Consider the following 13,628-nt stretch of genomic DNA (forward strand, 5'->3'; position numbering starts at 1 on the left):
AGAATTTTTGCCGCCCGATCCTTAGCGATCTGGCGGCGTCGCAGCACTGTGCGAGGGACAAGGGAATGTTCTCACCGGCCAACCAGGCTCATTTCAACCTGACCATCGATGGCGCGGACAGCGATTTCCAGGTGCTGTCGTTCACCGGTCGGGAGGCCCTCAACACGCCCTTCGAATTCGAGCTGGAGCTGGTCAGCGAAAAGGCCTCGATCAACCTTGAAAGCCTGCTGCACAAACTGGCGTTTCTTCAGCTGTCGCCGAGCGGCACCGGGATCCACGGGCTGATCTACAGCATCGCTCAGGGCGAGGCGGGCAAGCGCCTGACCCGTTACAAGATCTCGCTGCGCCCGCAGCTTTCGTACCTCGCACACCGTTTCAACCAGCGCATCTTCCAGCAGATGACCGTGCAGCAAATCATCAGCCAGGTGCTGGAAGAACACGGCATTCTTGCCAGCGACTACCACTTCCAGCTCAGCGCGATCTACCCGGAGCGGATCTACTGCACGCAGTACGACGAGTCGGACCTGCATTTCGTCCAGCGCCTGTGCGAAGAGGAGGGGATTCACTACCACTTCCAGCACACGTCCAGCGGCCACAAACTGACCTTCGGCGATGACCAGACGGTGTTCCCGAAACTCGCGCCCGTGGCCTATCAGCAGGACTCCGGGCTGGTGGCGGACAAACCGGTGGTCAAGCGTTTCGGCTTGCGCCTGGCGACCCGCACCAGCCGCACCACGCGGCGCGATTACGACTTCGTCAAACCGAAGATCGAGCTGGAAAGTGACGCCAAGAGCAGCGCCCAGCCGGACCTGGAAGATTACGATTACCCGGGGCGTTTCGTGGACCGCGAGCGCGGCAAGCATCTGGCCAACCGCAACCTCGAACGCCACCGCAGCGACTATCGCCTGGCCGAGGGCAACAGCGACCAGCCGATCCTGGTCTCCGGGCATTTTCTGGCCCTGACCGACCACGCCAACCCGACGTGGAACGACCTCTGGCTGCTCACTGAAATCTTCCACGAAGGCAAACAGCCGCAGGTGCTGGAAGAGTCGGTGACCAGCGACACCACCGACAACAAAGACGATTTTCACCAGGGCTATCGCAACCGTTTCAACGCCATCCCTTGGGACGTGCCGTACCGTCCGCCGCTGGACCACCCGAAACCCAAAGTCCTCGGTTCGCAAAGCGCCGTGGTCACCGGCCCCGAAGGCGAAGAAATCTTCTGCGACCAGTACGGCCGGGTGAAGGTGCAGTTCTTCTGGGACCGCGAAGGCCAGCACGACGACAAGACCACCTGCTGGATGCGCGTGGCCTCCAGCTGGGCGGCTGAAACCTTTGGCTCGATCAACATTCCGCGGGTCGGCATGGAAGTGCTGATCACCTTCCTCGAAGGCGATCCCGACCAGCCGCTGATCACCGGTTGCCTGTACCACGGCGCCAACCTGCCGCCGTACAAACTGCCGGATTTCAAGACCCTGGCCACGGTCAAGAGCAAGGAATACAAGGGCAGCCGCGCCAACGAACTGCGCATCGACGACACCACCAGCGAAATCAGCATTGCGTTGCGCAGTGACCACGGCGCCAGTGCGATCAACCTTGGTTACCTGACCCACCCGCGCCCAAGCGGCGGCCAGCCGCGCGGCGAAGGTTTCGAGTTGCGCACCGACCGCCACGGCGCCGTGCGTGCCGGTGCCGGTCTGTTGATCACCACTGAGCCGCGCCCGAACGAATCCAAGCACCACAAGGACCTGCCGGAAACCGCCGAACGTCTGGCCACCGCCAGCGATCAACAGGACGGTTTCGCCACACAAGCCAAAGAGCTTCAGGCTCAAGAGGCCGGCGATCAGGACGACGTGGCCAAGGCCTTGCACGCCCAGCACCAAGGCGTACTCGGCTCGGGTCCGGCAAACCTCACCGCCAACGAATTCCCCGAGTTCACCGAGCCGCATCTGGTACTCGCCAGCCCGGCCGGCATCGCCCTGACCACACCGCGCTCCAGCCACATCGCCACCGGCGAACACCTGGCGCTGAGCAGCACCGGCCACACCAGTTTTTCCATCGGTAAACGCTTGCTGGCGAGTGCCAGCCGTGGCATGCGCCTGTTCGTGCAGAGCATGGGTTGGCGTCTGGTGGCGGCGTCCGGCGACATCGACGTCAAGGCACTGAAGGACAGCATCAACCTGCTGGCCAAACTCAACATCACCGCCAACGCCGACCGCATCACCATCACCGCCAAGACCGAACTGGTGATCCAGGGCGGCGGCAGCGCCACGACCTACAACGCCGGCGGCATCACCCACGCCACCAGCGGCCCGTACACCGCCCACGCGGCGAACTTCGCCTACACCGGCGCCAAGAGCCTGGCCGGCGTGTTCCCGGAACCGCCGAAACCGGGCAAGGGCAATCTGGAGCTGTTCAACCAGTACGCCGGGCGTCAGGGCATCAAGGAAGGCGATTACGAAGTCATCGATGCGCTGGGCAAAAGCATCAAGGGCAAGCTCGACGGCAAGGGCTTCGCCAGCGTCGCCGGCGCCGCACCGGGGCCGGCGCGCGTGCTGTTCGGCAAGGATCCGGCGGACACCTGGAGTGAAGGCAGCTACATCGGCAAACCGGAATGGCCGTTGAATCCGCCGGGCGCGGAAGACATTCCGAGTCAGGTGCAGGCGATGGTCGCGCAGGCGCTGCCGAGCAAGAACTGGGATCTGTTGGAGAAGGGCAAGGAATTGGCACAGACAGGGATGGGTGCGATGCAGACCGCACAAGCCGCGATGCAAACGGCGCAGCAGGTGAAAGGCGCCGTGCAGGGCGGAGCGGCGGGGCTGCCGAAACTGGCGAGTGCGGCGATGCCGAGTGCTTCCGGGCTGCTCGGGGCGGCGAGCAAGGCGGGCAAGTTGCCGAGTCTGCCGGCGCCGACGCTTCCAAAACCTTCCTTGAAAACCCCGGGCCTGCTGGCGGGTGAGATGCTGTCATGACGACTGAAAATGCTGTTGTAAAACGTGAACCTCAGGTTGCTATTGTTCCCCTGAATGCCATCGACATTCAGGACGTCGCCAGCGGTGCGGCGACTTTCGATGCCTGGCTGCAATCGGCCAGTGGCGGCGTGGTCACCCTAGATCGGATCAAGAACGTCGCCGGCGCCTTACCCGTGGTGGGCAACATCATGGCACTGGTCGATGCGCTGGGTGACATCGTCACGTTGTCGAATGCGCAGAAGCGTGATCTGCTCGCCTGGGCCAGTCTGGGCATCAACCTGATCGGTGTTTTGCCGTTGCCACCGGCGATGGCGGCAGCCCGAATGACCCTGCGTCCGACGCTGTTTCTGGTGCGTCAGGAGATGAGGGCCAGCAGCAAGTTGTTGCTCAGCACCTCCGTGATCGAGGTGCTGGTAGGTCACCTGAACGCCTCGATTATTGGCACGCTGGATGATTTTGTTGAACAGGCCAAAGGCAAGCTGCCGGGCATTTTGGCGGACGCTGGCAAGCTGGGCGAAGACGTCGTCAACGAGATTGCCAAAGGCCTCGAGACGGTGGCCAATGGCAAGCTTGATGCCAAGGGCGACCTAAACGCGGCTGGCGCACAAGCGAGTGCGGCGGTCGATCAATTCAAGAATGATCCCCTTGCATCGTTCGGAAACATCTTCGGCGCCGCGTGCAGCGCTTATAAGGCCGCAGGCAAAGGCTTGGCCAACAGTGCGGCCGATCACCTGCTGCCCGATGAGGTGAAGAAGCGGGTTGCCACGGAAACCGCGAAACTGCGGGCGATGGGTCCGGAGCTGCGCACCCAGTTGAGCAAGCTGGACGACGAGTCCGTTCAGAACTCCATCGGTTGGTTGCTGCTGATTCTTTCCAGCGCCGTGACGTTGTGGCGCAAGCGCAATGCCCATGGCCAGAACGCCTCCGTCCATCCGGAGAAGACCGGACAGGCGAAGCGTACGGCATCTGAGGGGCAGTTGGCCGCCCACGGCCAACAGGCACCGGCGAAAGGCGCGCCCAATCCAAAGAAAGGCCCTTGCAAATGTGCCACGGACTTCAGCATCAATTTCGCCTTGGGTTCGGAAAGCCTCAGCCATACCGATTTCAGCTTGCCCGGCCCATTCCCGATCGAATGGACACGCACTTACAACTCACGCCTCGACGCCTACGATCAGAGCGAAATCGGCGCTCGCTGGGTCAGCGAGTTCACCACACGTTTCGACTGCGTGGACGATGGCCTGACGTTCTACGACGCCGATGGCCGCGACCATAGCTATCCGTTGCCCAAAGTCGGTCTGTTTCACTACGACGCCATTGAAAACATCACCCTGGTTCGCAGTGGCGAGGAGCAGTTGCTGTTGTGTCGTGGTTTCGAACGCAAGGAAACCTACGTCCGCCGTGGCCAGCGTTTTGTGCTGACCAACATTTCGCTGCGCAACGGCGCCGGGATCATGTTGCATTACGAGCATCGGCACGGCGAACACTCGGTGCTCTCCGACCTGATCACCTATCAGGAAAACGACACCAGCAAGGTCCACCTTCACCTCGGCACAATGATCGACGACCACGGCCGGTTCATCGGCCTCTGGCAGATCGTTGACGGCGAACCGTTGCGACAACTTTGCGCCTACCAATACGACGCTTATGGCGACCTGATTCAAGCGCAGGACGAGAACGGCGCAGTCTGGTCGTATCAGTTCCAGCATCACCTGATCACCCGCTATACCGACCGCACCGGACGCGGCATGAACCTGCAGTGGGACGGTCCGGGTGCTAAGGCTAAAGCCATCCGCGAATGGGCGGACGACGGCAGCTTCGACTCGCGCCTGGAGTGGGACGAAAACATCCGTCTGACCTATGTCACCGATGCGCTCGGCAACGAGACCTGGCACTACTACGACATCCTTGGCTACACCTACCGCATCCGTTATGCGGATGAGCGTTCGGAATGGTTCTTCCGCGACGAGGCCAAGAACATCGTGCGCCGCGTCAATGCCGACGGCAGCACCGATCGCTACAGCTACGATGAACGCAGCAACTTGCTCGAACACATCCGAGCCGATCACACGGTGATGCATTACGCCTACGACGACCAAGACATGCTGATCAAGATCAGCGACGCCGAGGGTGGTCAGTGGCAACGCGCCTATGACGACCAAGGCAACCTGGTCGAAGCGCTCGATCCGCTGGGCAACAAAACCGAATACGCCTACAACAAATCCGGTCAGCCCACCGCGATCAAGGACGCCAACGGCAACGAAAAGACGTTGGATTACAACGACGCCGGGCAACTGGTCGAGTACGTCGACTGCTCAGGCAAGACCAGCGCCTGGGAATACAACGAACTGGGGCAGATGATTTGCTTCACCGATGCTGCCGGGAACGCCACCGAATACGAATACAAGGCTGGCCAACTGGTGCTGATCAAGCACCCGGACAAGACTGAAGAGCGCTTTGAACGCGACGCTGAAGGCCGGCTGTTGACGCATGTCGACGGTCTCGATCGCTGCACCACCTGGAGCTATAGCGCGGCCGGTTTGATCGCCGAACGTGTCGATGCCGCCGAGCAAACCCTGCGCTATCGCTGGGACCGTCTCGGCCGGCTAACGGCCCTGGAAAACGAAAACGAACAACGCGCGCACTTCCACTACGACCCCGTCGGACGCCTGCTTGAAGAACGCGGCTTCGACGGCCGCACCACGCGCTATCAATACGATGCTCAAACGGGTCGCCTTGCCCAATCGATCAATGGCAAACGCGTCATCTCGGTGAGCTTCGACCCGATGGGCCGCTTGACCGAGCGTCGCGCGACCTTAGGCGATCAGTCACAAAGCGAGACCTTCGCCTACGATGGCAACGGTAACATGCTGCTGGCCAGCAACGCCGACAGCCGCCTGCAATGGTTCCACGACCCGGCTGGCAACCTTCTGCGCGAACACCAACACTACCTCGGTCTGGAAAAATCTAAGGTCGCGATCTGGCAGCACGAGTACGACGTGCTCAATCAGCGTGTTGCCACTATTCGCCCAGATGGTCACCGCGTCAGTTGGTTGACCTATGGTAGTGGCCACCTGCTCGGCATGCGTCTGGACGAGCATGAGCTGATCGGCTACGAGCGCGACGACTTGCACCGCGAAGTCGCCCGTCATCAAGGCAATCGTCTGATGCAAACCCAAAGCTGGGATCCGGCTGGACGTTTGCAGGAGCAGCGACTAAGGCGTCGCGATGACAAATCGACACTGCTGAGGCGCGAGTACAAATACGATGCTGCCGGCCAACTGACCGACATCAACGACAGCCGTCGCGGCCCCCTGGCCTATCGCTACGATCCCGTCGGCCGACTGCTCAGCGCGGTGACACGCCAAGGGGTAGAAACCTTCGCCTTCGACCCGGCGAGTAACCTGCTCGACGACAAAGCGACAGAAGTTCGCCGCCCGCTGGAGCTGACACCACCGCGCAGCAAACTGCTCGATAACCTGCTTCGTGAGTATGCCGGCACTCACTACGACTATGACGAACGTGGCAACCAGATCCAGCGCTGGCACAACGGTCAGCGTAGCGATCTGAAGTGGGACTTGTTTGACCGGCTCGTGCATTTCGAAGATCCACGCCTTGCGGTCGATTTCGCTTATGACGCACTGGGGCGACGCCTGCACAAAAACTCTCGCGCTCACTACAAACAGCGTCCTGAAGCCGGCTCCCTGTGGAACCGCAACGAACACGCACGCAAGCAACGAGAGCTGGGCTGCGGCTTCACGCTCTACGGTTGGGATGGCGACAACCTTGCGTGGGAAAGCAGTCCCGCGCAGGCCGATGGCGAGCCTGGGCGCACTGTTCACTATATCTTCGAACCAGGCACCTTTGTTCCTGTGGCTCAGGCATTGACGCACAGCACTATCAACTTGATGGGAGTGCCGAGCTCTGACGACGACTACAGCCTGGATGATGATCCGCTGTGGAGTCACTCACCGGTGCCCTCGCCGATTGATATGCTGACGTGGTATCAGTGCGACCACCTAGGCACGCCTCAGGAACTGACGGATCAGAAGGGTGAGGTTGCGTGGAGTGCCCAGTACAAGGCTTGGGGGGGTATTCGGGAGCAGCGTTCCGTATTAGCGCAGCAGCAAGGATTGACCAACCCTATTCGGTTCCAAGGGCAATACCATGACCATGAGACACATCTGTATTACAACAGACATCGATACTATGATCCGAACATAGGGCGTTTTGTCAGTAAGGATCCTATCCGCTACGCAGGTGGTTTGAATTTTTATTCATATGCTCCAAATCCAATACAGTGGGTCGATCCCCTCGGGCTGGCTCGAGTTAAAGGAATAACTCCGAACAATAAAGGAACTCGTACTGATATTGGAGGGGGGAAGCTTCCGGATCCAGCTGTAGGTTTAAGCACAACCGCAGGAGGAGGTGGTGTTCACCACCACGTCGTAGCTGAGCTTTACGAGGATCATAAAGAACCACGTTCTATCTATCATGGACAATGTGGAGAGGCTGACGCACTCAGCAACATTGCGAAGAAACACAATGTTCAAACGGTTGATGAGTTAAAAGACCTTATGGAGGGCTCTACATCAACCACTACAAGAAATGATGGTAAAATGATGCCGTTTTGTCCCTCGTGCTCAGGGGTTATGAGCAGGCTTAAAGTAAAAGATGGAGCAGTATGATGATTGATAGCCTTGAAGTTAAAGAGTTTGATCGTCTTGAGGGTGCGTTAATCGAAGCGAACGTATCTTTCGGCGAAATGACACGCCAGTACGCTCGTTATTTACTGAGTCTGATTGATGGTGGTGTGCTAGCTACCATTTCGGACTCTAAGTTAAAGACGCTGATCCCATATATCGAAGAAGGTATTCTGCGAGAGCGTATAGAGAACGATGGTGATCTCCGAAAAAAGCTTGCGATAGAACTCTGGGAGATAGAGGCGCAGCACCGTAAATCAGATGAGAACTTTGCAAATCTCATACGTTGTGTAATTTTTTGTTTTGGAACAGAAGATCGTTGGATTGAGGAGGGAACGGGCGATACAACACCAATCTATCTTTATTTTCTGGGTCTTAAAAAAATTCTGCCTGATATAAGGCAAGGCTTTATTAAAGTCTTCAAAGACTTTATAGCAGACCGAAGGAAAATCGATTGAGGAGTGGCTTGATGAAACCGGACACCATTTAGGCGAGAATTCTGGCCAAATAGAGGTATCTGATGACCGGTCAACGCTGTTCTTTTTTCGATGAGTTCGAATGCGAGGCTATCTACAAAAATCTCGATGACGATGATGATAAAAGGTTGTTGAGCCGGTGGCTCGAAAACTGACGATCCCGATTCACCATCGAAGGGTATCGGATCGATAAGCAACGAGTGGCTGTGAGCGAACAAGAGCAGAGGTATCCCAGCGCTGTCCAGAACGCGGTATGCGAAAAATACGGGATGTCAGTGCTTCCGCCAGAGGACGTGGTCGCTATCGCCACCGGGTCGCTAGGACATGCCCCCATTTACGGCACACGCATTCGATTGCCGAATGGGGGGAATGTCAGCTGGTTCATTCACTGCGGCACGCATTCGACGGCGATAGATTTTTACCAGCCGATTTGTATTGAACATTTACCCGAAGTGCTACCGCTGGTTATGAAGTATCTGTGCTTGCCCACGGGCGCAAAATTCATCATCGATACCCAAGGGTACGAAGACGTCTGGATGGCTGAGTAACTTGGTCAAAGGAGTGACAACATGAAAGACGCAATTCGTCTCGGCGACTCCACTACACACGGTGGCAAGGTGCTCGAAGCTTTCTCCCGAACCGACCTCAACGGTAAGCCGATTGCCGGGGTCGGTCACAAGGTTAGCTGCCCGTTGTGCAAGGGGATTTTCCCGATTGCAGAGGGTAGTAGCACCTACACCGTCGATGGCACGCCCATCGCGCTCGAAGGCATGAAAACCGCCTGTGGTGCCGCGCTGATTGCCAGCGGCCCAAAAGGTGCGGTTGTCAGCTGAGTCCACATTTTGTGAATGGATTGCCTATCTCCATGGCACGGACTCCCGTCGTCCGTTCTAAGGCAATTGAAGCGTGAATGAAGTCGTTCTTTTAGCATTGTCTGAATGTAGATGCTAACTACCCAATCATGAGTTTTATATGCTGAATTTAAATTCTGTTTTTAACCGCCTGTGGGTTGCATGTGTCGCAGGTGCTTGCTTCTGTAGCACGAACGTAGCGCTAGCGCAGTCAGTTGACGCCTATAAGCAATTGGATACCGCTGTGCTTCAATACGCCTATTCAAAAGAACAGAAAGACCTGGATAGCGTAAACAAACTTCTTGCGGAAGGCGCGAAACCTGACGCTATTATTCTATGGCATGCAGCTTATTATAGGAGTCCAGTTCTGGTGGATCGGCTTCTCGAGTTTCCTATCGATGTCAATCGGCCAATTAGCGAGAATGGTGAAACGATACTGTTATCCATATTGGGGCATATGGGTGATCCAGAAGACATGAAGGACTCAATGCCCATAGTGCAGAGCCTTATCAAAGCGGGCGCCGACACCAATGTGATTGCTCAAGGCGGAACCAATACCCCACTTATTGCAGCTGTGAGCATAGAAAATCTGTCGTCGGTCGAAGTGACAAAGTTACTGCTGCAGGCCGGTGCCGATGCCCGGATGCTGACGCCTCAGGGATTTTCTCCATTGATCGGCAAAGGTGCGAACAATCTGGAATTGATCAAGCTGTTGATCGCTGCTGGTACCGATCCCTATGGCGTCAGCAAGGTGGGTTCTACACCGCTGCATTACGTTTGCGAGCGCGCCTATGCATTGAACGATCAACCGGATCCACAAGCTGAACAGCGGATTGCCCTGCTACACAAGGCTGGCACTTCCGTTGATACTTTCGCACCTCAACAGCAGGCATGGCCTGTTGGCACTCCATTGCTGGAAAGTGCAATTCGTAGCAACCCGGATTGCACGAAGGCTTTGCTGGCTGCCGGCGCTGATAAAGATGCACCGGCTTTCCCCCCGGAATATGTGGCACAAGACCCGAGTGTTAAAGGTCAGACCGTCCGTCAAAACATACTCAAATCAGTAAAAGATGTACCGGATTTGTATTCCGAATCCATTATTAAGTTGTTCCAGTAAAAACAATCGAGCCAAACAGAGCTCAATGCTCTCTGAAAATTAAAGGAATAAATATGAAGATCGCTTCTTTAATTCTTAATAAAGGTGACGGATTTATTTTTACATCACTTTTGCACTAAATAAATCTGTCGTCCTTAACAAGCACGGCGTCAACGGGGAGCATTATTCATATGAGAATCAAAAGTCTAAAGGATGTCCACAATGAAAGCTGTAGTTGATGCCGGGTCCGTTCTTGCTTCGAAATCTGCAGGATTTCGCTTTGATAATTCATGCGACTCGATATGGTATCTGGCTACAGGCTATGCTTATGGATTGATTTTTGATTGCTTGGCTCCCATTTTTTTTCGGCATAATATATATGCGGTGTTTGCTGCCGAGCTCGATTCCAGTAGCAGTATCGCGAAGAAACTAGGCCAGCATAAAAGAGCGTTTGGGAAGCTTGGCTTGGCCGCAGCAAACAAAAGAAGACACTTGGAATTAGACTTAGACATTGAGGGGATACATCATTTCTGTGACCTCTCTGCCCTCTCTAGCAGCGAAGAAATAAAAACCCTTTTGACTGCCACATACAAAGGGTGGAATGCATTAATATTTTTATCAGAGATAGAGCTGAGTGAAAGTGATAAAAAAGAAATCCTCGGTGTAATCTCTGAGATGTATAGAGCCTCAGGAACAGATTTCTCTGAGGCCTCCTCATTAAAATTATTTCATAAAATAACGGCAATGCTATTTTCAAAAAAGTGCACTGTCGTCATGCTAGGTGAAGATCTCTCTGATACTCGAGCAATACTAATCTCAGGCCATCCGGAACAGATAATCGAATTTTCAGAGCTCGCAAACACTTTGGTTCGAACCGAATCCAATCGGACTCCAATACCGTTAACACGAAATTTCACAATAAAAACCCCTTTCGCGAGAAGGCGTATGTTTGAGATGTAAATAACAATCAAATAAAGGGGGGCGGATTTATTTTTGCAATGAGTTATGAATGCAAGCTGGTGTTCGACGACACCACATCAGCCAGCAACGTAATGAAGAAAGTAGGGGGCAGCGGCGCATGCGTTCGCGTGCAACAGCCTGGTGACCTCTACCTGAAAGATCAGTCGCTCAACAGCAGCGCTGATTATGACGCTCGATTGATCTATGAAAGTGAGAGCGTTCTATGGCTTCAGGTCAATTTCAAGTCATTGAGCCTGTACCAAGCCATGCTTCCGGCGTTGGGCGACAGCAACTATAGATGTCTTGAGGATGGTGATGACGATGAAGAGGTGCCGCTCAAGGAAGCGTTTTGCATCGTGCGTCAGTGCAAATAGACAGGCCGTGGTCAAAGGAGTGACACCATGAAAGACGCCATTCGCTTGGGCGACTCCACCACTCACGGTGGCAAGGTACTCGAAGCTTTCTCCCGGACAGACCTCAACGGCAAACCGATTGCCGGAGTCGGTCACAAGGTCAGTTGCCCGTTGTGCAAAGGGGTTTTCCCGATTGCCGAGGGCAGCAGCACCTACACCGTCGATGGCGTGCCCATCGCGCTCGACGGTATGAAAACCGCCTGTGGGGCGGCGCTGATTGCCAGTGGCCCGAAAGGGGCCGTAATCAGCTGAGTCTTTGAATTTCGTTTAGGTTCACTTCAACGTCGCGTGTTTTACGTTTGAGATTTTTAACCAGGCTCACACCAACGAACAGGCTTTCTGAGTACGAGTCCCTGCCCAATGATTAAAAGTAGTCTGTCCCCTTTGAAATCAATGAAAAACATGACGTGCCGAAAGGCTTGAGGTTTTAGCTGATGATTAGCAGTGCTGATGATTTTAAGTGTTATGCGGAAAGTAAAGATGAGGTAGAAAATGCAAAGATAAATGAGACTGCGGCAGAGGAAGTTTGGCTAGAGGTTATCTCAAAGTATCCTGATCTTTCACGGTTGGTTGTTGCGAATGGGTCGGTATCTATTGATGTGCTCGAGAGGCTGTCACTAAGCGACGACGTTGATGTTCGTTGGGATGTTGCAATGAAGAGACGTATCAATAGAAGCACTTTCGAGAGACTGGCTACTGATAAGTCTGTAATGGTTAGACATAGAATTGCATGCAATCCGAAGGTGCCGAGAGATCTATTGGTTCTACTTGCTGAAGATGAAGATGAAGATGAAATGGTCGCCGAGGCAGCAAGAAAAAGACTATAAGTCGAGTTTTTTTGTTGTGTTTCCAACTGGCGAAGATGAGTATTTCAAGAGAGCTTCTCTGTGGAATAGTTGGAGTGTTTTGCATGGTTTTGTATTTCATAAGGCTGTAATCGTTAGCGGCGTTAAGAATGAAATTTAGAGATCTTTATAATAAAATAATTAGCAAAGAGCCGTATGATGATATGGGTGTTTTCTTTGCGAACTATGAGAGCTTTGAAGAGATTCCGCTTGTATCAAGATATAGCCGCTTAAAATGCTTGAAAGAGGAGATGGGCTGCAACGAGGTTTCTGATTTTCTGACTGGGTTTGCTGCGTTTCTTTTGAGTGCTTTGAGATTGTTAGATGCGTCGAGAGGCAGTGACATTTTTTTTGCAGTTACTTTTACAGATTTTGAAGGGTACGGGGAGCAGGGTGTTCTCGTGCCTAATATATTTATTTATCCAAAACCAGCCGCAGTAGGTTTTTTGGAAAAGATAAGAAAAAACCATAGCGGACTTGCTTCGCAGGAGATTAAAGAAGTTAAAAGACATTTTTCTAACTGCGGATTGGAAGCTGCTTTTGATTTTTATGAGAGTAGGTTTCATGACGCGGCTTGCGGTGAGGCTGTTGTAAGGGTCTTTGCTGTTTTTAAAGACTCGTTGATAGTTAAAGAGTCATTTTAATGCTTTGCTGGTGGCGCGTGTTTTTTAATGCATTGCCTCATAAGTGTATAAGTGTGTTAGCTTTGATGCGTGGTATTGGTGTGTTGTTGTTGTTGTTGTTGGGTGGAAGAATAAAAACCTCCCCTTTGAAATCAAGAATGAGTAAGCGTAGTCGCCCCCAGTTGTGCAACGGTAAAGGAAAGGACTTTTACACAAAAGGGTGCTGTAAATGAATATAGATCATTATAAAAGAGAAATTCTTTATAGAAAGTCTCAAGGAAAAAGAAAGCTGAGCCAATATCAAATAAAGATTGAGTCTCTTTTAAGGCGGTCTTTTGATGAGTTGTTGCTTTTAAGTTTGGCGGAAACAGATAATATAATTGCAGGGCTGATGGCGATGCATGAAGTCTCTTGCGTGCGCAAAGAGTATTTGTTGTCTGCTGATGCATTTAATTTTGTCCTGTCGGTAGTCGAAGATAAAAAATACTACTTACTGATAGATGAAGATTGGAAATGCTGCGGGGCATATATGGCCGAAAGCGCTGCTTCTCTATGCGCGAGTTTCGATTTTGACGAAACCACAAGCGACGAGATTAGATTGATTAGTACTGATCTTTCCACGTAAATCTCTATTGATTACAGTGAGACTTGCGGCGAGAAAGTTTTTGAATGCTGTGTAAAAGTATATCAGT

At 53.7% G+C, this 13,628-nt stretch carries 12 protein-coding genes; all 12 read left to right on the top strand.

Features of this window, described 5'->3' with window-relative positions; translation table 11 throughout:
• Positions 1 to 65: 65 nt before the first annotated feature.
• The 12 genes from AC1RR7_RS00990 to AC1RR7_RS01045 all read left to right on the top strand — a co-directional run bounded on the left by AC1RR7_RS00990 (position 66) and on the right by AC1RR7_RS01045 (position 13,561).
• Entirely contained in the window at positions 66 to 2,972 is a 2,907-nt protein-coding gene (locus AC1RR7_RS00990; RefSeq protein ID WP_493155767.1) for a type VI secretion system Vgr family protein, read from the top strand.
• On the top strand, positions 2,969 to 7,657 hold the full coding sequence (locus tag AC1RR7_RS00995; RefSeq protein ID WP_493155769.1) for an RHS repeat-associated core domain-containing protein: 4,689 nt from the start codon (positions 2,969 to 2,971) through the stop codon (positions 7,655 to 7,657). Before AC1RR7_RS00990 ends, AC1RR7_RS00995 begins: the two co-directional genes overlap by 4 nt.
• A complete protein-coding gene (locus tag AC1RR7_RS01000) occupies positions 7,657 to 8,130 on the top strand; it encodes a hypothetical protein (protein ID WP_102621692.1) in 474 nt (157 codons plus the stop codon). The genes AC1RR7_RS00995 and AC1RR7_RS01000 overlap by 1 nt, the downstream gene beginning before the upstream one ends.
• A gap of 224 nt (positions 8,131 to 8,354) precedes the next feature.
• Complete coding sequence (locus tag AC1RR7_RS01005; RefSeq protein WP_371858324.1) at positions 8,355 to 8,696, top strand: immunity protein Imm33 domain-containing protein; 342 nt, start codon at positions 8,355 to 8,357, stop codon at positions 8,694 to 8,696.
• A 21-nt stretch (positions 8,697 to 8,717) separates the two neighbouring features.
• Positions 8,718 to 8,981: a PAAR domain-containing protein gene (locus AC1RR7_RS01010; protein WP_102621693.1), complete on the top strand. Its 264-nt coding sequence runs from the start codon at positions 8,718 to 8,720 to the stop codon at positions 8,979 to 8,981.
• A 139-nt stretch (positions 8,982 to 9,120) separates the two neighbouring features.
• A complete protein-coding gene (locus AC1RR7_RS01015) occupies positions 9,121 to 10,116 on the top strand; it encodes an ankyrin repeat domain-containing protein (protein ID WP_102621694.1) in 996 nt (331 codons plus the stop codon).
• 201 nt (positions 10,117 to 10,317) lie between these two features.
• Complete coding sequence (locus tag AC1RR7_RS01020; RefSeq protein WP_493155772.1) at positions 10,318 to 11,055, top strand: hypothetical protein; 738 nt, start codon at positions 10,318 to 10,320, stop codon at positions 11,053 to 11,055.
• A 38-nt stretch (positions 11,056 to 11,093) separates the two neighbouring features.
• The gene (locus AC1RR7_RS01025; RefSeq protein ID WP_102621696.1) at positions 11,094 to 11,429 is read left to right on the top strand and encodes a hypothetical protein; all 336 of its coding nucleotides are present in this window, start codon (positions 11,094 to 11,096) and stop codon (positions 11,427 to 11,429) included.
• 27 nt (positions 11,430 to 11,456) lie between these two features.
• Entirely contained in the window at positions 11,457 to 11,720 is a 264-nt protein-coding gene (locus AC1RR7_RS01030; RefSeq protein WP_007951599.1) for a PAAR domain-containing protein, read from the top strand.
• Positions 11,721 to 11,902: 182 nt separating this feature from the next.
• On the top strand, positions 11,903 to 12,295 hold the full coding sequence (locus AC1RR7_RS01035) for a hypothetical protein (RefSeq protein ID WP_102621697.1): 393 nt from the start codon (positions 11,903 to 11,905) through the stop codon (positions 12,293 to 12,295).
• Between the two features lie 128 nt (positions 12,296 to 12,423).
• A complete protein-coding gene (locus AC1RR7_RS01040) occupies positions 12,424 to 12,957 on the top strand; it encodes an Imm15 family immunity protein (protein WP_102621698.1) in 534 nt (177 codons plus the stop codon).
• A gap of 208 nt (positions 12,958 to 13,165) precedes the next feature.
• The gene (locus tag AC1RR7_RS01045; RefSeq protein ID WP_493155774.1) at positions 13,166 to 13,561 is read left to right on the top strand and encodes a hypothetical protein; all 396 of its coding nucleotides are present in this window, start codon (positions 13,166 to 13,168) and stop codon (positions 13,559 to 13,561) included.
• The last annotated feature ends 67 nt before the right edge of the window (positions 13,562 to 13,628 follow it).

It is taken from the genome of Pseudomonas sp. GW821-FHT11G12 (assembly GCF_058808055.1).